Origin of the sequence: Butyricimonas hominis (assembly GCF_014287455.1) — a bacterium.
GTDB classification, from domain to species: Bacteria; Bacteroidota; Bacteroidia; order Bacteroidales; family Marinifilaceae; genus Butyricimonas; species Butyricimonas muris.
The window spans coordinates 1-20974 of the sequence record NZ_JACOOH010000001.1; the positions used below are offsets into that span (position 1 = coordinate 1).

General features: G+C 44.2%; 18 protein-coding genes and 1 rRNA gene. 4 read left to right on the plus strand and 15 right to left on the minus strand.

Annotated elements, in window-relative coordinates; all coding sequences use genetic code 11:
* The 14 genes from H8S64_RS00005 to H8S64_RS00070 form a co-directional block, all read right to left on the minus strand.
* A 16S ribosomal RNA gene (locus tag H8S64_RS00005) occupies positions 1–333 on the minus strand; the annotation flags it as partial.
* Between the two features lie 722 nt (positions 334–1055).
* Positions 1056–1694 carry a hypothetical protein gene (locus tag H8S64_RS00010; protein WP_186974493.1) on the minus strand — a complete coding sequence of 213 codons (639 nt, stop codon included), beginning with the start codon at positions 1692–1694 and terminating at the stop codon, positions 1056–1058.
* 77 nt (positions 1695–1771) lie between these two features.
* Positions 1772–2365 carry an N-acetylmuramoyl-L-alanine amidase gene (locus H8S64_RS00015; RefSeq protein WP_255469361.1) on the minus strand — a complete coding sequence of 198 codons (594 nt, stop codon included), beginning with the start codon at positions 2363–2365 and terminating at the stop codon, positions 1772–1774.
* A gap of 24 nt (positions 2366–2389) precedes the next feature.
* Complete coding sequence (locus H8S64_RS00020) at positions 2390–2770, minus strand: 3TM-type holin (RefSeq protein WP_186974494.1); 381 nt, start codon at positions 2768–2770, stop codon at positions 2390–2392.
* On the minus strand, positions 2767–3393 hold the full coding sequence (locus tag H8S64_RS00025; RefSeq protein ID WP_099290828.1) for a DUF6266 family protein: 627 nt from the start codon (positions 3391–3393) through the stop codon (positions 2767–2769). Before H8S64_RS00025 ends, H8S64_RS00020 begins: the two co-directional genes overlap by 4 nt.
* Positions 3393–3656 carry a hypothetical protein gene (locus tag H8S64_RS00030; RefSeq protein WP_099290829.1) on the minus strand — a complete coding sequence of 88 codons (264 nt, stop codon included), beginning with the start codon at positions 3654–3656 and terminating at the stop codon, positions 3393–3395. The genes H8S64_RS00025 and H8S64_RS00030 overlap by 1 nt, the downstream gene beginning before the upstream one ends.
* A 177-nt stretch (positions 3657–3833) precedes the next feature.
* Complete coding sequence (locus H8S64_RS00035; RefSeq protein WP_222621119.1) at positions 3834–4250, minus strand: LytR/AlgR family response regulator transcription factor; 417 nt, start codon at positions 4248–4250, stop codon at positions 3834–3836.
* 420 nt (positions 4251–4670) lie between these two features.
* A complete protein-coding gene (locus H8S64_RS00040; RefSeq protein WP_186974495.1) occupies positions 4671–5801 on the minus strand; it encodes a thioredoxin family protein in 1131 nt (376 codons plus the stop codon).
* Between the two features lie 28 nt (positions 5802–5829).
* Positions 5830–6714: a hypothetical protein gene (locus H8S64_RS00045; protein WP_222621120.1), complete on the minus strand. Its 885-nt coding sequence runs from the start codon at positions 6712–6714 to the stop codon at positions 5830–5832.
* 13 nt (positions 6715–6727) lie between these two features.
* Positions 6728–8161 carry a RagB/SusD family nutrient uptake outer membrane protein gene (locus H8S64_RS00050; RefSeq protein ID WP_186974497.1) on the minus strand — a complete coding sequence of 478 codons (1434 nt, stop codon included), beginning with the start codon at positions 8159–8161 and terminating at the stop codon, positions 6728–6730.
* A gap of 24 nt (positions 8162–8185) precedes the next feature.
* Positions 8186–11737, minus strand: coding sequence for a SusC/RagA family TonB-linked outer membrane protein (locus tag H8S64_RS00055; RefSeq protein ID WP_186974498.1), 3552 nt, complete (start codon positions 11735–11737; stop codon positions 8186–8188).
* Positions 11738–11906: 169 nt separating this feature from the next.
* On the minus strand, positions 11907–13064 hold the full coding sequence (locus H8S64_RS00060; protein ID WP_186974499.1) for a FecR family protein: 1158 nt from the start codon (positions 13062–13064) through the stop codon (positions 11907–11909).
* Between the two features lie 152 nt (positions 13065–13216).
* Positions 13217–14761 (minus strand): RNA/DNA-binding domain-containing protein, encoded by a 1545-nt coding sequence (locus H8S64_RS00065; protein ID WP_186974500.1) that lies wholly within the window; start codon positions 14759–14761, stop codon positions 13217–13219.
* Between the two features lie 30 nt (positions 14762–14791).
* Positions 14792–16144 (minus strand): ATP-binding protein, encoded by a 1353-nt coding sequence (locus H8S64_RS00070; RefSeq protein WP_186974501.1) that lies wholly within the window; start codon positions 16142–16144, stop codon positions 14792–14794.
* A 252-nt stretch (positions 16145–16396) separates the two neighbouring features.
* On the opposite strand from H8S64_RS00070, the gene H8S64_RS00075 reads away from it, so the two are divergent.
* A complete protein-coding gene (locus H8S64_RS00075; RefSeq protein ID WP_186974502.1) occupies positions 16397–16651 on the plus strand; it encodes a hypothetical protein in 255 nt (84 codons plus the stop codon).
* 101 nt (positions 16652–16752) lie between these two features.
* Positions 16753–17052: a PIN domain-containing protein gene (locus H8S64_RS22455; protein ID WP_366482330.1), complete on the plus strand. Its 300-nt coding sequence runs from the start codon at positions 16753–16755 to the stop codon at positions 17050–17052.
* 10 nt (positions 17053–17062) lie between these two features.
* On the opposite strand, the gene H8S64_RS00085 is transcribed toward H8S64_RS22455, so the two are convergent.
* On the minus strand, positions 17063–17629 hold the full coding sequence (locus H8S64_RS00085) for an RNA polymerase sigma-70 factor (protein WP_186974964.1): 567 nt from the start codon (positions 17627–17629) through the stop codon (positions 17063–17065).
* 169 nt (positions 17630–17798) lie between these two features.
* Between H8S64_RS00085 and hisS the strand changes: the two genes are divergently transcribed.
* Both hisS and hutH read left to right on the plus strand, forming a co-directional pair.
* A complete protein-coding gene (gene hisS / locus H8S64_RS00090) occupies positions 17799–19160 on the plus strand; it encodes a histidine--tRNA ligase (RefSeq protein ID WP_186974503.1) in 1362 nt (453 codons plus the stop codon).
* 238 nt (positions 19161–19398) lie between these two features.
* The gene (hutH, locus tag H8S64_RS00095; RefSeq protein WP_186974504.1) at positions 19399–20895 is read left to right on the plus strand and encodes a histidine ammonia-lyase; all 1497 of its coding nucleotides are present in this window, start codon (positions 19399–19401) and stop codon (positions 20893–20895) included.
* The last annotated feature ends 79 nt before the right edge of the window (positions 20896–20974 follow it).

Below are 20974 nucleotides of genomic sequence, written 5' to 3' on the forward strand. Positions count from 1 at the left end.
ACCGTGTCTCAGTTCCAGTGTGGGGGACCTTCCTCTCGGAACCCCTAGACATCGTCGGCTTGGTGGGCCGTTACCCCGCCAACTACCTAATGTCGCGCGTGCCCGTCCCGTACCATTAACTTTTAAAATCAAGACCATGCGATCTTGAAGTTCCATGGGGTGTTAGTCCACGTTTCCGCGGGTTATCTCCCGGTACGGGGTTGGTTGCACACGTGTTACTCACCCGTGCGCCGGTCGCCATCAAGGTATTGCTACCTTATGCTGCCCCTCGACTTGCATGTGTTAAGCCTGTCGCTAGCGTTCATCCTGAGCCAGGATCAAACTCTTCATTGTAAAATATTATTCAGAAATTTTGTTCTGGCAGGGTCATGTGTTCATGAATCACGACTCTCGTCGTTCTTCGATTCACGCTCGCTACGTTGTTTTGTTCACGTCAATATTTTAAAGAACTCTTCTTCTCTCGTCTTCACCCTCGCCCTTTTCTCGAGGCGAAAGCGGATGCAAAGATAAAACGTTTTTCCCTTCCCTTCCAAATCTTTTTCAAAGTTTTTTCAAACTTTTTTCGCGGGGTGTCGTTACAACTAACTTTTACCCCCCTCGCTTCATCTCTACAACATCTAAAGAACCTCGCCAACCTCTCTCTTCACTCGCCCCCCCCTTCCGGTTTAGCGGGTGCAAAGATAACAGCATAAAATCCCCTTTTCCAAATTTTTTACCCTCTTTTTTTTAACTTTTTTACAAGACACTAGAAAACAAATATTTAAAAACAACACCACACGCCATCCCAAGTCTCAAAGTATTCCCGGTACTTGTCTTTTCAGGAAATTTCAATAAAATAGCTTCAGCCAACACGCGAGTAAAATGGATTCTTCACTCCTTTTCATATCGATTTCATTTTTGACAAAAGAATGAAAATATCTTTTCACTATCCATTTTAGACTATCTATTTTAGATAATCTAAAGTAGATTATCTAAAATATTTCATCAATCCCTATTAAAAATAGGGAACCGGCCTACTTGACCGATCCCCTCTTGGCATAGCAAAACGAAACAAATTAGGATTCCCCTAGCGTCAAGACTCTACTATCTGATGCTTGTCGCCCGTTTTTCGACGTGGCGAAGCAATACGCCTTCACGTTTTCGTTGTTCCAGTCCTCCGGTAACGCGTAACTCGTGCTACCACTTTCGCCACGGTCCCGCAAGGTCACCAATCTCGCGCGCTCCAGTACCGTTTCGTAAAGTACCCCGTAAACCCTGTCATCCTGCAATGCGAATCCATCTTCCTCCCCTTGCATCTCTTGCTCGAACGTGTACTTCTGGCTACCCGTGCTGTACGCGACCGTGACCTTGGGAGGGTAAAGTATCCCCGCGGCCAGCTTCAACTGGTCGAGATCTACCGTTCCCACGTGTTTCTCGTCCACGTTTACCGCCCCCATGTTTCGCGCCACGAAGGCGTTCGAGGTCGTTCCGTTACCGATTCCCACGAATCCTTTCCGGATCACGGGTATAATCTTCCGGGACAAGGATACCAACGCTTTCATTCTCGCCCGTTGGTCAAGAATCTCCGGCGTCGGGTTATCTTTCCTTGAAAACACCTTCGCTTTGGCGATGTTTTTACTTCTCGTGTAACACAACGTGATGTTACCCACTGATCTTCTCGCTTTACCTAACAAATAAGAATTAAATTCTGCCATAATAATTGAAAATTAAAAGTTGAAAATTGAAAATGAAATCACTTGATTACAAAATCCACGAATCATAAATCATAAATCTAAAATGCTTCCCCCAAGGCGAATTCCAGCGCCGGTCCCGGGTCTATTTTCCGGTTCGTGATGTCCGAGTGCCCTACCACGTCCCGGATCGGGTAATTGGATTCCAGCAACTTGCACACCTCGACCAACGTCCTCACCTGTACACTCGTGTAACGATGCCAGTATGTTAATTCCTCTCCCGAGCAATCGGCATGTACATCTTCCGGCTTCACTTTCCGCCCGCACTCCGCCACGAACGTGTTCCCTTCCACGCGAAGTTTTCCAAGGTTATCCAATTCGATACCGATTGAATAATGATTCAACTCGGCACGTCCCGCGTACCAGCTTCTCCCCGCGTGCCACGCCTCTATATTAAACGGCACAAGTTGAACCAGTTCCCCTTCCCGCCCGATCACCAGATGTGCCGAAGCGGCCACGTCCGGTCTGGTCAAGAAAAGAGCCGATGACATCGGGCTCGTTCCCCCGGTATAGTGCAAAACAATCATATCCGGACCAACCAACTTGCGCGTGTTTTTCGCGCATTGCAAGTGAACCACACCGTTCCCCGTCAACCGATGGTTGACGATTGAAATTTGAGAATTAAAAATCATCATGTTTATACATTTAAAAATCTAAAATTAACATCGTTTTCGCGTGACAGCCTCTATGATTTTCTCCCCGCTTCTACCCACCACGTACCCGCCCAACCCGATTTCCAGCAAATCCCAGAAACGGGAGGTTTCTGCCAGTATCGGCAAGCTAGTGAACGTCCCGACAAGAATAATCACGGCAAACATCAACATCACGAGCGGACGCCACGAGCGTTGCAGCCAGTTTCCCCGGGCTTCCTCCCCGACCACGGCAGCACTCGACTCCAAACGCTGTCGCTCGCGTTCGGCGATCACCCGCAGGATATCTGTTTCCAGCTTCTTTTTCTCCCGGGCGGGAAGCGTCAAGCGGTCGATCACCTCCCCGACCGAGTTGACGAGCCCCGCCACGGGTTTTCTTCCCCCGCTCATACCACCACGTGTTGAGAGTTAGAGAAAGCAGAAAACGACGGTGACACGAAAAAACAATACACGTGCACCGGCACATCTTTCACCCGGTATAGCGGGAACACGGCCATTCCCTCTCCTCGCGTGACTTGCACTTCCTCTACCACTTCCGGCGAGAACGCGCGATCGCCTCGCAACAAGACAACCATCAAGCGATCATTCTGATCCAAGTAGGCACTATCGTCGGCACCCGCCCAGCGAAGGGTTACCCGGCTCCCGTCGTCCACGGAAGCCGACAAGTCGTACACCCCGTCCCGGTTTCCCGTTGCAAGGCGTAAACCGTCATAATCAACAATTTTACCCCGGTGATCGAACATTTTCAGGTTCTCCCTCATGAACAGGGCGAACCCCGTGAGTTTAGCATTCTTGCCGGAACGACGCCAAACCTCTTCCAAGGGTGTTTCTTTCAAACGCTGGTAAAAACGAACCGCCACCCGGAAGCGATCACGAACCGCCTGTTGTTTCTCCGTGTTCGGGTTGCTCACCGATGCCGGTACCGCCCGGGCGTAATACTTGCCGTTCCGTCCGCTAAAAATCGTGTTACCGATTCGCCCTTTAATCTTGAAAATACTGCTTATTTCTGCCATCATCCTGCATTTTTAAGTGAATAAATTGTTTTTACTTGATTCCCGCCACGTGCAAAAAGCGGACGGGAAGAGATAAAGCCCGACCAAGGATACACGATCACGATAACGACCGTGCCACGCTTGTCCGGCAAGATGTTGTACAATACCCGTGTTGGAGTTGTGCCGGAGTTGTGGCTTGTTCTCGCCCTTTCCCCGCCTCCTCTTCGCCTTGTTCTCCCCGGGTCCCTCTCTTGTTCTTTAGTCCTGTCAAATAATAATTCCATATCGTTTAATTTTTGATTACACGACAAAAATAGTATGCCCACACACCACGCGCAACTAATTTATCCCGTACACCCGATCCACTGATCCCCCGTCCCGTTCAACTGACCGAACAGCCAAACCGGAACAGCCATTCCACGAAACGGTTTATAAATAATTTTATTCGAGCGTGTTCCTCTCTACTTGTGCAAGCCCTTCACGCTTCCTAAAAAATGGAAACGGGCGAGGAAACCCTCCCGGTAGGGTTGTCCTAGCGGGATTTCCTGTTTGCCGATATAAATCGTGTTCCCCCGTACACGTTCCACGTGCTCCAAATTCACCATGTAACCGCGATGCACTCGCGTGAACAGTCCCGCCGGAAGACCTTTTTCGAGGGTTAACAGCGGGAGCCCGACAAGAATTTTCGGGCGATCCTTCAAGTGCATGTAACAATAATTACGACTGGCTTCCAACCAAAGGATTTCCGCGTGAAAAACCCGGTCATAAGAATCTTTATTCCAAACGAAGAGCCGGTCTTTTTTGAAATCTATTATCTCCGCGACAGCGTTTCCTGTCGCGGACGTGTTTCCCGTCCCCGGGATGTATCTGTTTTCCATGATTATCAAGTGTTAGGTTTCATGAAATGACCATCCCGATAGATTTTTATATATCTCCACGAAAAAGCCGGGGTACACATTCCCTTCACGCGCAAAAGAGGTACCCCGGCTGAATAAAAACAAATAATCTTGATATTATTTTTTCTTTAACAACTCGTTAATTTTCTTTTGAAGAACTTTGATTTCAATATTTTTAGCAATGATGTAATTCTCCTCGTCCAGCAATATCGTGCAAGGAAGCGTCTTAACCCCATAGAGCTGAAAAGTCCTAAGATTCCGGTCAAGCCCATTCTGCTAGAACATCCCATCTGTGTTCACGACTTTTACCCACATCTGTTCGTTTGTATTGCTCGACACATTTTTCCTAACTCTAACCTGAGTTTACTCTGGATTACAGTAAACTTTTTTCAGGGTATACAATTACATCTTTGCTAGTTTTTCCTTACCCAAGGCAACCACTTCATCAACCTCCCCTCCTTTTTCGTAACCTAATCGCCTCTGATAGGCAAGTAAGCGATCCATACAAGCTTGCACACGCCGTTTATCATCTAACCGTGTAAACAAATAACGGAAAATAGTCGTGCGCAACCAAGGCACATCAAACAGAAAATTACAATCCTCAAATGCCATAAAACGTTCGTATACTTTGTCTGTATCCCCATCAAGCATAGCCTTTATCACCAGCAAATCAGCCGATATTTTGGGAAATTCTTTCACGGGATATTTACTTAATTCCAATAATTGGTCAACTTTTTGCTTCAAAACAAGCAAAGAATCCTGATTTTCCGTTTGAACGATTTTCAACATTACCACATTGGTCTCGAATCTCAGTACATCATATAATCGATCTTCCAATTTGTAATAATCTTCTATCTTCCCGAATCCTTCCAAGTGTTCAAGGATAAAACGGTACTCCCGGCTGTACATATCCCGCCAAATGAAACCTCCTACCATATCCCAGATATCCGGATTTAATAAGCTATCCATAGGAAATTGAGCGGCATAATCACCGGCCACTTTTTCAAACCTGCTCTGATCTGCCGCACACACCTCTAGAAACCACAAGTATCTTTTTATAAAATTCAATTCTCGATTCCCTTGCTGGTATTCTTTTTCGATCTCGTACAGGGGGTTCCCGGATAATCCGTCTTTCAATTTATCTAACAAATCATCGGCCTCCCGTGCCCCCCTTACCACGTGTAAAAGATTTCCATGAGGATCGGTGATAAACATGGTAGGAATTGCCACTATCCGATTAGGATATCGAGCTTCAAATTCTTTCCCGTTTTTCTGCTCTATGTCATATTTTACACATATGAATGTTGAATCCAGATAATCACTTACTATTTTTTGAGGAAAAATTACATTCATCAAGTGTTTACAAGGAACACACCACGAGGTGTAGCAATCCACGAACACCATTTTGTTTGCCTTTTGAGCTTGTTTCAACACATTTTCCCATGGTTCATTATCTAGAAACAATGCTTTCTTTTGTGGAAATGCACTCAACACGAGCATTCCGAATACAAATGCCAATAATGTCTTTTTCATACTTTATCTATATTATTTATTACTATATTTATTCACAAAATAAATTTCCGACAGTTTGAATATCAAAGCCATATTGCTCTTGTACCCAATTTCTTAAAATGTCGTATTTCTTTTTCACCAGAGGCCAAGTCAAATCGTCTTTCCATTCTTCCGATGATCGGGTCAACAAACACTCTATGAATGTACTCAGATCGGCTACTTCACTAATCGAGCCTGTGTTCCAGTCGTCAATATAATCATACCATAAAGAGGTTCGATTATATCCGTCCACAAACCCTCTTGCACGAGCATAATCAGGGGAAGATTCGTCTGTATCAGCCACTCCCACGTAATTACTCACTTCATAAAATTCGTCCGGAAGCTTGATATAGTTATAACTCCGCCAGAATGACCACAATTTTATTTGCAATTTATTTTTTAACTCCAGCTTCATTTCCGGGGTCAATTCTTGTAATTTTTCGGCACTCACACTCACTATTACCGAGAACGCTCCCGACCAAACAAATTCTTTCACAATTTCCCCATAGAAATCTTCGTACTGCAAATCACTCGCCAGAAAAACCTGATAAGGCAACGTTTGTTGATGAAACTTTTCCGGATAAAGATCAAACCAGATTTCATCCAATAAATCCATCATGTTCTCCACGTATCGCGGATCCAGTAGTTGGTAAACATATGATCTTGCCTGAGTGATGTCACTGTCATAATAAAAATCCTTATCCGAGTACTCGTACAAGATATACGATTCATACTTCTTATACATTTCTACGATACGATCATCTGCTGGCGATTTTCCTTGTGGTAATTCATAATCTAAACCTAACGGTTCCACCTCTCCTATTTTCTTGTCCTTCGAACAAGCCAAGCAGCCCAAGAGTCCTAATATGCTCAAGTATATTACTATTTTTCTCATCATTTTCTGTATTTTAGTTCGATTTAATTTCTCCCTTTCTTTCCGGTTCCCGGGCAGAAGGGTTTTGTTCCAATTGAATATTATTCTTGAATACGGTTGTCGGAAATGGCAACGTGTAGAGCGGATCCTTCTCCCGCAAAGTATAAGTTAACCACGAAAGATTTGGTCTTGCCTTGTAATCATGGGAAATGGAAGGCATCCCGTAACGGCGCAGATCAAACCAACGGTGTCCCTCGTAACACAATTCCACGTAGCGCTCTTCCCGGATTTCTGCCAACAACTCCGTTCCGTCCGCAATGACAACATCCTCATAACCCACGATACGGTGGCGGCGCAATTCGTTCAAATCCGCCAAGGCAAGCGTGTTTTTATTCGCCTGCTCCGACAGCACGTAGGCCTCTGCCCGGTTCAAGTAAGCCTCGGACACGCGAATCGTGTTGTTCGGAATTGTCTGGTAACTATAGACAATCTTATTAACTTGCAGGCCATAATAATCACTATCTTCAAACCAAAAAATTTCACGCCTGTCCTCTTTCCCCTCAAAATAAGCCATTAACTCCTTGGCAGGAGCAAATACATGCATACCCGGTTCCAAACTTACCGCACCATACACCCACTCCACCTCGCTATGGTCGTAAGTCGGCATGAAAAACTCCGTATCTTCGGGTAGATCAGTATAATCGGTCAACCCCTCGGCCGTGCGGATTGCCTTATCGGCAGCGGCGATGGCCTCGTCATATCGCTCCATGAAAAGATATACCCGGGACAATAGAATATCTACCGTTGTACTATTTATCCGGTAATCACCACGCCGTTTCGGGAGGTTACCAAATAACCTAGACGAAGCCTCCAAATCCTTCACGATCTGTTCGTGTATTTCTTCCACAGTAGCACGAGCGATACCGTTTTCCACCAAAGCCGCTGTCAACTTCAATGGAACACCAGGTGCATCTTTATTGTAATTATACGGTTCTCCATACAAGTTTATCAGGAAAAAATAATAAAATCCTCTCAGTCCCAAGGCTTCTGCTTTAATCCGGTCTCTCGTCTTTTGATCCCCGATAGCCTCATCAATCCCGTCCAACACGGCATTTACCCCCATGATTAACTTATACGTATCCTCGTAACCGGAATTGATACCAACCGATTCGGTTTCCCACATATCCGGCTGCCAGGTAAAAATACTTTTAATCCCAACGGCACGATAATCATCTTTATCATCAGAGTAAGCCCCCAATACTTTCTCCTCAATACCAGTCTCATCGCTTAACACGTAAAGCACTCTCCAAACATCAGTATATCCCATATAATTCAACAAAAGTTCACCGTAGTCTTCCACTGTTTTTGGAATCACCTCATCTTGAGACTTTTCTTCGAGAAAATCGGAACACCCGTTTAATAGAAAAATACAGATCACCCCTAACATCATTAATCTTAACTGTTTCATTTTTATTTACTTAATCGTTAAAAACTAAAACATTAGCGATAACGCAAATGACGTTATCCGACGAGCCGGCCAATTACACGTTTCCGGGTCTAACCCATCCCATTTCTTGTCTGATACCCACATGAAAGGGTTCGTCATGCTCGCTGACAATCGCAAATAACCCAATCCCGTGTTCTTCAACCACTCCCCAGTGAAATCATAACTGAGAGAAAGAGAACGACAACGTATAAAGTCCGTGTTGGCCACACGAATATCGGAGAGATTATACATGACATACCTACTCTGTTCCTGTTCTGCGGATGTCTTTGTTTCAGGAAGATATAGAATTTCATTTTGGGTGAAACTCGGCAAGGAGGGGTAAATGGTCGGGTCTCCCGGGGAACGCCAACGATTGATCAATTTCCGTGACACATTTTGCTCCGGCCGAGGAAGTCCAGAACCCAAAACTAAGCCGACAGACGGGTATAAATCCGGCAAACGATTATGTCCACCCCATTGCACGGCAAACAACGCATAAAGAGAAAGATTCTTGTATTTAAACATTGTGTTCAACCCGCCCGAGAAATCCGGGGTAAACTTACCGCTTTTCACCAAGAAATTTTTCGGGCTTTCAGCATCCTCGAAGGCAATATCCATGTGTTTGAACGTGGGCATACCCGTCTCCTCGTCCAAGCCATCAAATTCATAAGAGTAGAACGTGGAAAAAGGCTGGCCATCCACCACGGCAGAACCATTCAAGTAATCATCTAATGTATTGATACGTTGATTTTTATCCACACTATTTCTTGTCGTGGCGGTATTTAATGATATCTGCCACGTGAAGTCTTTTGTCCGAACCGGAACCACATTAATCACGAAATCATAACCGCTATTCTCCATCGTGGAACCGGAAACAAGACCATTTGCCATACCATTCTCGACAGCTATCCCACGAGAAGAAAGCACATCACTGATTTTTTTGAAATAATTGAACGTCAAATTCAAACGTCCTCGCAGGAAAGAGGCATCTATTCCCAAGTTCCAAGTTTTCGTTTTCTCCCAACCTAAATCAGGGTAAGGCAACGACTTAATCTCTAACCCGTACGCCCCATAATGGTTGAGGAATTTCTCTGCCGCTATCAATTCCGGACCGACATTAGACACCGCATTTCCCTGGTAACCGTAAGAGACGTAAATATCCAGATTATTCAACCACCAGGAAGCAGACCAAAACGGCTCACTGACCACATGCCATTTGAAACCCGCCGACCAAGTGGGTTGGAACCGTTTATTTTTATCTTGTCCGAAGCGATTTGAAGCATCCAATCGGGCACTAAAATTCAATACATAACGACTATCATACGTGTACACAGCCGTGGCAAATTCGCTCAAACTATTCTCTACACGATTCACGATGGTATGTTCCCCACTGACAACATCCTGATTATCTCTCTCGATAGACATGTCCCAATAATAAATAGCTGGGGGAGTGGCGAAAGATTCCCCGCGCTCCGGCATATACCCGTAGCGTTTATTGGTTTCTCCTTTCGTCTTTATCGAACTTGTCTCGATTCCCAATTGCAATGTCACCCGGTGTTTTTCTTTAAACAATCGATTATAAACTAAACTATTACGCACCGAAATACCCTTTGTGTTCGTCAAACTGCTTTCCAGCAATCCCCCCATGGGCAAACGAGTGCATTTTGTTTCATTTCCATTGGGCGCCACACTTCCGTACTCGTACCCTCGAAAACTGGAAATATAAAAAGAACGTTCCCCGGCATATTGCTTCGTGTCTGCTGAAGAGGAAGAGTAAGAGAACAATCCTTGATAACTCAATCCCGGCAATACCTCCCATTGTAAATCTACCGTGGCACCCCATGTTCGGGTTCCATTTTCGCTTCCCGTGTTTGCCAACTCATTTAAGATATTATAGTTATAAAGCGATTTGCTACCAATAGCCGTGCTTGAACTACCTTTTTTCTCGTGATAATACAACGAACCATCCTCATTGTAAGCCGGAATTGCGCGAGAAGTGTTGTATGCATAATTAAAAGGATCCACCCCGTAGGCAAAACCTTCCACATCTCGAATACTCCCGTTGAGCGACAAATTAACGATTACTCTATCCCAAAGTGACACCGTCGTGTTGGAAGACATCGTGAAACTCCTCATGTCGTTTCCTCTTGCCTCTCCTTTTTCTTGAGTATATCCCACGGAAGTACGGTTTTGAATCTTCTCCGAACCGCCACTGATGCCTAAATTATGGGAATGATTAAATGAATTGCGGAATAGAATGTCGAACCAATCCGTGTTCGTCCGAGCTAATTTCTCGTACTCTTTATTCATTTCCTCTAAGGTAATCTCACGACGTAACAATTTCTGTTGCAAGCCATAATAACCAATATCCAACATTTGAGATGATAAAGGATATTGCTTGCGTTCCTCGTGTATTTCCCGTTGAAATTGCATGTGCTCTGCCGAGTTCATCAAGTCATACAACCCGTAACGAGGACGCTGACCGATGGAGACATTTCCACTATAACTAACTTGCACCTTTCCCGCGGTGGCTTTCTTCGTGGTGATCACGATCACCCCGTTCGCAGCCTTAGAACCGTAAATAGCCGTGGCTGAAGCGTCTTTCAGCACGGTTATGGTTTCAATATCATTGGGATTCAACCACGAGATGGCATTTCCCGCCAATTGCTTGATATCGTCGGCATCCGTGGAAAACTTCGTGTTATCCTCCGGGTTAAAAGGTTGAGGATCCCGTTGGATTACGCCGTCCACTACCCACACGGGTTCTTGGCTCCCCAACAAGGTGGAAGTCCCCCGAACTCGAATCTTGGGTGTTGCCCCCACTTGCCCTGTCGTGTTCCATACTAACATACCGGGAACAACACCTTGTAACATCTGATCGATAGAGGAGACTCCCGGCATTAAAATATCCGCCGCCCGTACCGTTGTCGCCGCCCCGGTATAGTTTTTCCGGCTCACGTCACCGTAACCCGTCACCACCACTTCATCAATCGCTTGCACGTCCTCATGCATCGTTATCCTTAAAGTGTCGGCTTCCGTCTTTTCTGAAAAATGCACAATTTGGCCACGGAAACCGACAAAAGAGAATTCCAACTGTCCCTTTTCTACCGGTAATACCACGGAAAACCGCCCATTAGCATCGGTTGCCGTACCCACGGAAGTCCCTATCAATCTGACTGTCACACCCGGCATCGGTTGCTTCTTCGTGTCATACACGAATCCCTTAAGCCGAATTGACTTTTTCTCCGGTTCATTTGCCTGTGACATCGGCTTAATAATGACCATCTTGTCAACATATTCCCACGTGAACTTCTCTCCCAGTATTTGTCGCAACACGTCATCAATCTTCACGTTCTTCACGTCAAGCGAGACCATTTGCTTCGCATCTACCTCGTTAAAACTGTAAAAGAAATCCAATTGAGTTTGTCGTTTCAGTTCGGCAATCACTTTCGTGAAGGTAGCCCCATCCACCTTCAAAGTCACCATCTGATCTTGTGCTCTTACAGACGCCGAAAGCGAAAAGACAAAACCACACATCAATAAAAACGTCAGTTTCATAACCGTTAAAATTTTCGCACGTGATTTTTTTAACGGAAACCACGTGCCCGTTCGATTTTTTTTCATAATTTTGTCATAAGAGTTAAACATTACCTCCTTTGGGGTTTGACTAATCACTCGGGAGGTTTCACTATGCCGGGAATTGTTCGCTGCAATTTCCGGCGTTTTTTTATCTGTTCAGTTCCGTCACGACAACAGTCCTACCGTTCACGGTAAATTTCACCCGCGTGGTTTTCTCTATTATCGAGAATATCTCGTTTGCCGTGTACTCCTTCTTGATTACCCCGGCAAAGACAAAACGCTTCACACGCTCGGAAGCGAAGAAGAAATCAACATCATACCAACGCTGCAATTGCGCCGCAATATCCTCTAATGTCGCACCTTCTTCAAAATAGAATTTTCCATTTACCCAAGCCGAAACAGCTGCCGCATCCACTTCTTTCGTCGAGATTCTACCTTCTTCCCACACGGCTTGCTGTCCGGGTGCAAGAATGGTTGACGCTCTATCTTTTCGATCGCTTACCTGCACCTTTCCGGATACCAACGTCGTACGAATCACTTCGTCCGGAGTATAAGCATTCACGTTAAACCGGGTACCCAGTACCCGCACATCCACTTCACCAACGTCAACGATAAAAGGTTTCCCGGCATCGGGTGCCACCTCGAAGAAGGCTTCTCCCTTAAGATACACTTTGCGTTCCTCACCCGAGAAGAATGTCGGGAAGCGAATTTCCGATTCGGAATTCAAGTAAACCCTAGAACCGTCTGCCAGTGTCAACTGATACTCTCCTTTACGCGGGACTACAATCGTGTTGTATTCCACCTCGGTCGATTGCCCCTCTCCCTGTTCATAGGTCACGCTTCGAGCCGAATCCAAGCGAACACGCACGCCTCCTTTAGTTGTTAAAGTATCAACTTGGACGGATGCCAAATTTATCCGTTCTCCTTTCGCCATAATCAACACGGCTTGAGGACTGCCTGCCTCCAGTACCGGAACTTGTGCCACGGGAATCTCTTTTGTTTCCCGTAACGAGAACCATATCGTGCCACCCACGAATAACGGGATCATTACCGCCGCAACCCAACGCCACAACATTGCCACCCGACGCCGATTCTGACCTTCACCCCGGTATCCCTCGACAACTCTCCACATTTTCTCCCGGTCGAACATCACATCACCCCGCTCCATCATTCCCACTTCCCGCAACACGCCCCGCACCCTCGCGAAATCCGCATCCCGCCAAATTTTCCGCCACTCGGCATCACCCGGCTTCACTCTCCCTTCCAGCACCGCTCGTAACCATTCTTTTTCGTCTTTTGTGCTCATAGTTTTTCTGTTTTCTACCCTCTAAGCGAGAAGGGGTGAAAAAAGGGTGAAAAGAAAATGAGATTTTTTCAGAAAAATTGAAAAAAATCTTCGGCAAGCACAAAATTCTAAGACCAATATAGCACTAAATGTCTATAATAACATACTAATTCTTATTCACCACCTTGTTGCTCTTTGATTATCCAATGCCCATAAGTCTTTCCACCTTCACGTATAAGATTAATGCCAAGTTTCCTAATCGCAGAAAAATCACGCTGCACAGTTTTTTCTGATACTCGAAGTCTTTCAGACATTTCCTGTCCAGTCATCGTTGGCGTACAATAGATAAATTCTAATATAGATTTCTGACGATCAGTAAGTTCCTTTAGGACATCCTTTGAGACATTCTTTAAGACATTCTTTAAGACATTCTTCAAGACATCCGACATGTCATTAGGCTTCTCTTCTACAAGAGTTTCTATATGCAGTATCAATTTTACCTGCATTAATTCCGGTTGCTCAATGAGTTCCGGCTTCAACCAATGCTTCTCATTCCACGCACTAAGGATAAGCGGGAAGCCTGACCCAAGATTCTCCCCGTAACCAATCGCACGAAGCATTGCTTGCATACGCTGATTACGAGCTCTTGACTCTCCACCTGCATAAATTTGTTCTACAGGAAGTTTTAGTAAGCCCGGATTTGTAAGAACAAAACGATCATCATATTTTTCTACTTTCAATACACCATTAAGCATTAGGTCTGCATGAATGATAGCATTGGTCAAAGCTTCACGCACAGCCTTATGTTGAGGTGTATCATCTTTCCTGATAACCCCCTCCATCCTGAATGGTCGTGGTAGATCTTTTGTCAATTTAGGCAACACATTTTGTATGAAATTAAAAAGGTTATTTTCCCAAGTTCCATCGTATGTAAGGCGGTCACTATAACGTTGCTCTCCTATAAGATTGGTTTTATCAATATAATCCATACGAAGATTATCAAAACGGTCACGTACGGGTAAGCCCTTACCAAACATCAACAATCCTGCCATAGTCAATCCTTCAGTCTGTTCTTTACGATTCACCACATAGCCACCAATCTGCACTAGGAATTCCTTATGTTCAAGGCTATTCCATACATGCTCTGGATGATCTGTCCTGAACAACATACGATACCGTTCCAAAGAAGGAATGTCAATATCATCCATCGTATAATATTCTAAGAACATACGATCATTGCCTGTTTCATTAGAATCACGCACCATCATTCTTAGTTCTTGTTCCGTGCAATGATAATCACCTTCGTGATTTCGCTTGTAAGTTCCTCTTGAAAGATTATTGTTAATGTACACAGGGCGAATAGTATAATCTGCTCGTGGTACATTTATTACTATCACGTTCTTCCCCTCCACAGACACAACTTGCACATCCTCGTCACGCAACAAATTGATACTTACCTTCTCATGACTATTTATCGTGTTCCACAAGTCCTTACGCATCCTATCCGCCTCTCCCACACCGGTAATGACAAATCTCTTTGCCTGGCCCTCCCCTACCATGTTCTCGTCAACACCAAGAAGAATGGTACCACCATATGTATTAGCAAAAGCAGAATACGTTTCCCATAAAGAACTTGGCACACCTTTCTGTGCTTTCTTACATTCCAATGTCACACACTCTCCATCCGCAAGTAGTTTATATATATCTTGTTCTTTCATTTTTCCAATTTTATAAACATACCCAGAAAACTACATATCCTCCAAAGAGAAGAATTTCGTTTCAATGGAATATTTCGCCATTTCCTTTTGCTTCACGTGTTCCACTTTCTCCATGAACAACTTATGATTATAGTTATTCACATTTCGTTTCACCTCTGCCACCAATGCCTCGTTGCCTCGTGCCCGTAAAGCAATAATATCAATCTCAAAAGCCTCTATCTTTTGTTTACCGGACATACTTTTCATTTCCCACCATGAGCCGATTTCTTTGAAACCTCCGGCTTCCGCGAGTTTTTGCCTGAAATACTTTTCCAATACCCGTCCGGAATAAGTCGGATAATCAGCCTGCGCCAAGTGATACAAATCATCAAAATTTTGTAATTCGATATAGGAACGATTACCCTCTATATATTTGAACCAGAAACTCAAAAAATTATCTATTATAATATAGCGAACATTTTTTTTACTACCCGGCTTCGCGAAAATAGGACGTTCACGTGTGATCAAATGATAAACATTTTCCAGTTTATTCAAATGTCCCCCGATGGCTATTCCTCCCAAACGAGCTTCAATCTCGCCCTGCGTGTAATACCCGTTAGCCAATTCTTGGAGTATAGAAAAATATGTCCCGTAATTCTTCCCGAATTCCGTGATCAACAAATTCCGCCCCTCATCTAAAAAAGGCGACATTTCAGAGAAAACAAACCGATACATCTTCTCGACAGTCAATCGGTCGTTATCACAAAACAACTCCACGTATTTAGGGACTCCCCCGGTAATCGTGTACAGAGCAAGTAAATCATCGTTACTATAACCGGGAGCGTATTCTTCCATAATCTGTTTCAAAACTTCTACTTTGAACGGACGCAACTGTAAGATATTATCCGCCCGCCCGAACAGGGGTTCACTATGATCCGTGAATATCTTCTGCATCAAAGAAAAAACGGAACCACAAATGACCAGATTTACACGTGTATCCTGCCGATATGAATCCCACAAATTTTGCAAATCACTGAAAACTGTTTCATTAATATTATAGAACTCTTGAAATTCATCTATCACGAGATTGAAGGAACGTGTTTTACCCAATTCAAAAAGATATTGCATCAAATTTGAAAACGAAATCATCCCTTCCGGTACAAACACGGATAACACTTCACGCACATGTCCCACGAATTCGGAAACCAAAACACTTTCCGACTTCCGACCGACAAAGAAATAAAGCGTCACAGAACCATCATCCTTAAATGCCTGCTTTATCAAACTGGTCTTCCCGATACGCCTCCGCCCTGTTACAACAAGCATTCGGGAATTTCGCGTGAAAGCAAGTCCCTGCACCCGCTTCAATTCTTCAATTTCCTTTTCTCGATTATAAAACTTCATGTGAACCAGAATTATTATTTCAACCACGGTTGATTCAACCGCTGTTGCAAAAATAATAATTTTATTCGAAACTTTCCACGCATCCCTCCCCAATAAGTTCAAAAAACTTCCTCCCCAAATCATCGTTCATGGTCTGTGATGGAGAGGTATCGGTGCAGAGAAATTCTTTTTCTAAACGAGAATGGGGCAAAGAATTTGAAATTTCCCAAATAATCAGTATATTTGTCTATGATAATCAGATGATATTGTATAATGAAAAAAGACAACATACTAATTTTAACCAATTCTTATTGGGAAATACTGAAATCTCTCAGTAATGAAGTTAAGTTACGACTAGCAACACGCCTCACTGCATCCGTCATTGAAACAAAAAGCAGAACACCAAATCACACCGAAGAGATGCTCGCAAAATATGCCGGAGCTTGGCAAGACAACCGTTCAACAGAGGAGATCATTAAAAATTTAAATGATAGCCGTCATGGCAGTAAAGCCCCCTTAACCCTATGAATAACAAATATCTGCTTGATAGTAATATTTGCATATATTTATTACGCAATCGACTTGAAGTAAAAGCTCATATCCAATAAGTCGGCTGGGAAAATTGTTGTATTTCAGAAATAACAGTTGCTGAATTACTTTATGGAGCAGAATGCAGTGACAAAGTGGAAGAAAACATTCATTTGGTCCAACAATTTTGTTCTGATATCGAAATTATCCCTATCAGTATCATACTACCAGAATACGCTCGTCAAAAAGCATTCCTCCGTCGTCAAGGCACTTTAATTGATGATCTTGATCTATTCATAGGAACTACAGCAACAGCACTCGAATATATCATGGTAACTGAAAACGTCAAACATCTAGCCCGCATACCTAACATTCGTATCGAAAATTGGATAAAACCGTAAAATAATAATTTTACTCGAAAGCGACTAAAAGAATCATCATAAATCTCTTGTCCTTATCGCCGAATTCATCCTTAATTTTCTTGTACGCTGTTTTCATCTGTGTCTTTACCGTGTTCACGGAAATATCCAGTTGCTCGGCGATTTCTTTATAACTCATGCTTTCCATGCATCCCATGATAAAAATTTCCCTACATTTCGGGGGGAGGGTTTCCATAATGGATTGCAAACGGTCATAAAGTTCCTCGAAATTATCATTCTCGTCAGAATCATCCACACCGGTTATCATCATTTCCTGACGATAACGTTCCTCGACCTTCTCGTGAAGTTTGTAATCGATACATGAATTTTTAACGGAACGGCAAAGATAGGCATAAACGGAGCCCGTGTAAGTAATTTTATCCCGATTCGTCCACAAGTAAATAAAAACTTCCTGCACGATATCCTCCGCCTCTTCCCGATGCTTCACGAATCCCAAGGCATAATGAAATAGTTGTTCCGCATAACAGTCAAAAAAGGAGTTAAAAGCACTCCAGTCACCCTCTTGCATTTTCCGAAATAATATGTCCTCTCTTATCATCACACTAAACCACTGGTCCACGAAACAAATATCAGAAAATTACAATTTAGATGCAAGAAAAACATTACAATTTTGGAATAGCTACTTTTTATTCACAAAAGAAGTTTCAAAAGAAATTAGAATCGTTTATATTTGCAACACATTTAAATCTAAAGCTTAAAAACGAAAAATGGCACAGACTCCATCAATTCCTAAAGGGACAAGAGATTATTCACCGGAAATTATGGTGAAAAGAAATTATATATTCGACACGATTAAATCCGTATTCAAACTGTATGGCTATTTGCCACTGGAAACTCCTGCCATGGAGAACCTTTCCACGTTGATGGGTAAATACGGGGAAGAAGGTGATAAATTACTTTTCAAGATACTGAATTCCGGCGATTTTCTTTCCTCCGTTACCGATAGCGAAATGACGGAGCGCAACATTCCTCGCCTGACAAACAAGATTTGCGAGAAGGGCTTGCGTTATGATTTGACGGTACCTTTCGCCCGTTTCGTGGTGCAACACCAGAACGAAATCACGTTCCCGTTCAAGCGTTACCAGATCCAACCCGTGTGGCGTGCCGACCGCCCGCAAAAGGGACGTTACCGGGAGTTTTACCAATGCGACGTGGATGTCGTGGGTAGCGACTCCCTGTTAAACGAGGTGGAAATAGTACAAATCGTGGACGAGGTTTACAAACGCTTGAAGATAAATGTCCGCCTGTTGATGAACAACCGGAAAGTGTTAGCCGGAATCGCCGAAACCATCGGTCACCCGGAAAAATTGGTTGACATCACCGTGGCTATCGACAAAATGGATAAAATCGGGGCAGAGAATGTAAACGCTGAATTACGGGAAAAAGGAGTATCGGAAGAGGCCATCGAAAAATTACAACCTATCCTGCATCTGGAAGGAACGAACGAAGAGAAATTAGCCCGCCTACAAGAAATACTGCAAGGAAGCGAAATCGGTTTAAAAGGCGTGGCAGAATTAAGTACCGTGTTCCGTTACCTGCAACAACTCGATATCCGAATTGAAGTAAAATTAGACCTCACGCTTGCCCGCGGGTTAAGCTATTACACGGGTGCTATTTTCGAGGTCAAAGCATTAGACGTGGAAATAGGAAGTATCACCGGGGGAGGACGTTATGACGACCTGACCGGAATATTCGGGATGAAAAATATGTCGGGCGTGGGAATCTCGTTCGGTGCAGACCGTATCTTCGACGTGATGAACCAATTGGATATCTTCCCGAAAGATGCCACGGCAACCACTCGTATCCTGTTCGTCAACTTCGGGGAAAAAGAAGAGGCTTTCTGCCTCCCGCTCTTGAAAAATTTACGGGCAGCAGGCATTAACGCCGAGATATACCCGGAAGCCGCCAAGATGAAAAAACAAATGACGTACGCCGATAAGAAAAATATCCCGTACGTGGCATTAGTAGGGGAAAACGAAATCGCCAACAACATGGTAACCCTGAAAAATATGCTCACGGGAGAACAAGAAAGTGTCGCAATCACCGAATTGGCAGAGAAATTAAAATAAAAGCGTATGCAACTATACCGCAAAGAACAACGCCCGCTAAAAAACCACGGCTTCGATACTCGTTTTCCCTGACGGGAAAAGAGTTCATAAAGTTTATAAAGTTCATAAGGTTTATAAAGTAAAAAACTTTCAGAACCGCAGGTTCAACTTTATGAACCTTACGAACCTTATAAACCAAGGGGACCTCGTCCCCGCATGTGTGCAATCTAAAATCTAAAATTTAAAATCTAAAATTCCAATGACTCATTATATTACCCCGGAGTATTTAACCTTCGATCAAATAGAGAAAATCATTAATAAAAAATATAAACTCGCTTTATCTGACGAGAGCAAGAAGTTAATTAATGACTGTAAGGCATATCTGGATCACAAGATTGCCACTTCCGAAAAGCCGTTGTACGGCATCACGACCGGATTCGGTTCTTTGTGCAAGATCACCATTTCGCCCGAAGACCTGAGTCAACTGCAAGCCAATCTCGTGATGTCACACGCTTGTAGCGTGGGAAAACCCGTGCATCAGGATATTATCCGCTTGATGTTGTTACTGAAGGCTCACGCTCTTTCCTTGGGTAAATCAGGAGTACAACTAGTGACCGTGGAGCGTATCATCGATATGTTCAACAAAGACGTGCTTCCCGTGGTGAAAGAATTAGGCTCATTGGGTGCATCCGGTGACCTTGCCCCGCTTGCCAACTTATTTTTACCGCTGATTGGAGAGGGTGAAGTATTCTATAGAAACAAAATCTATCCCGCCAAAGAGATCAACCAAAAATTCGGTTGGGAACCTATCCAATTGGGTGCAAAAGAAGGCTTGGCCTTGTTGAACGGGACTCAATTCATGAGCTCACATGCCGTTTACGCTTTATTGAACGCTTTCAAGGTGGTTAAATATGCCGATATTATCGGTGCCCTTTCTCTGGAAGCATACGACGGACGCATCGACCCGTTCTTGCCACAAATTCACGAGGCCCGTCCTCATCCGGGACAAATCGAAACGGCACGCAATATCCGCACTTTACTCGAAGGTTCTGAATTCCAAAAGGTGGAAAAAACTCACGTGCAAGACCCGTATTCTTTCCGCTGCATGCCGCAAGTACACGGTGCAGTGAAAGATACCGTGAATTACGTGGCTTCCGTGGTGGAACGCGAAATCAACTCCGTGACCGACAACCCGACCATTTTCATGGACGACGACCTGATTATCTCCGGTGGTAACTTCCACGGCGAACCGTTGGCACTGGTCCTCGACTTCCTTAGTATAGCTATCGCCGAGTTAGGCAGTATATCTGAAAGACGGGTATACCGTTTGATTGCCGGTGACCGCAAGACTCCCGAATTCTTGGTTGCCAATTCCGGTTTGAACTCCGGTTTCATGATCCCGCAATACGCCGCAGCCGCTATCGTGAGCAAGAACAAACAACTGTGCAGCCCGTGTTCCGTTGACTCTATCCCCTCTTCCAACGAGCAGGAAGACCACGTCAGCATGGGTGGTAACGCCGCCGTGAAGACGGTACAAGTAATCGAAAACGTGGAACGCGTACTGGCTATCGAGTTAATGAACGCCGCACAAGCTATCGACATGCAACGCCCAACCAAAACTTCCGAGTATTTGGAAAACTTCCTATCTGAATTCCGCACTATCGTGCCGTTCAACAGCGAGGACCGCGTGATGTATCAAGATATTGAAGCTGCCGTTGAGTTCCTGAAACAAGGCGAATTCGCAAACTTCAAATAAAGTTGTCCAAAAAGCACTCATCTGCCGCGTTCCTACCTTGCATCTAAGTACTTTTTGAACAACTTTCTAAAATGAAAAA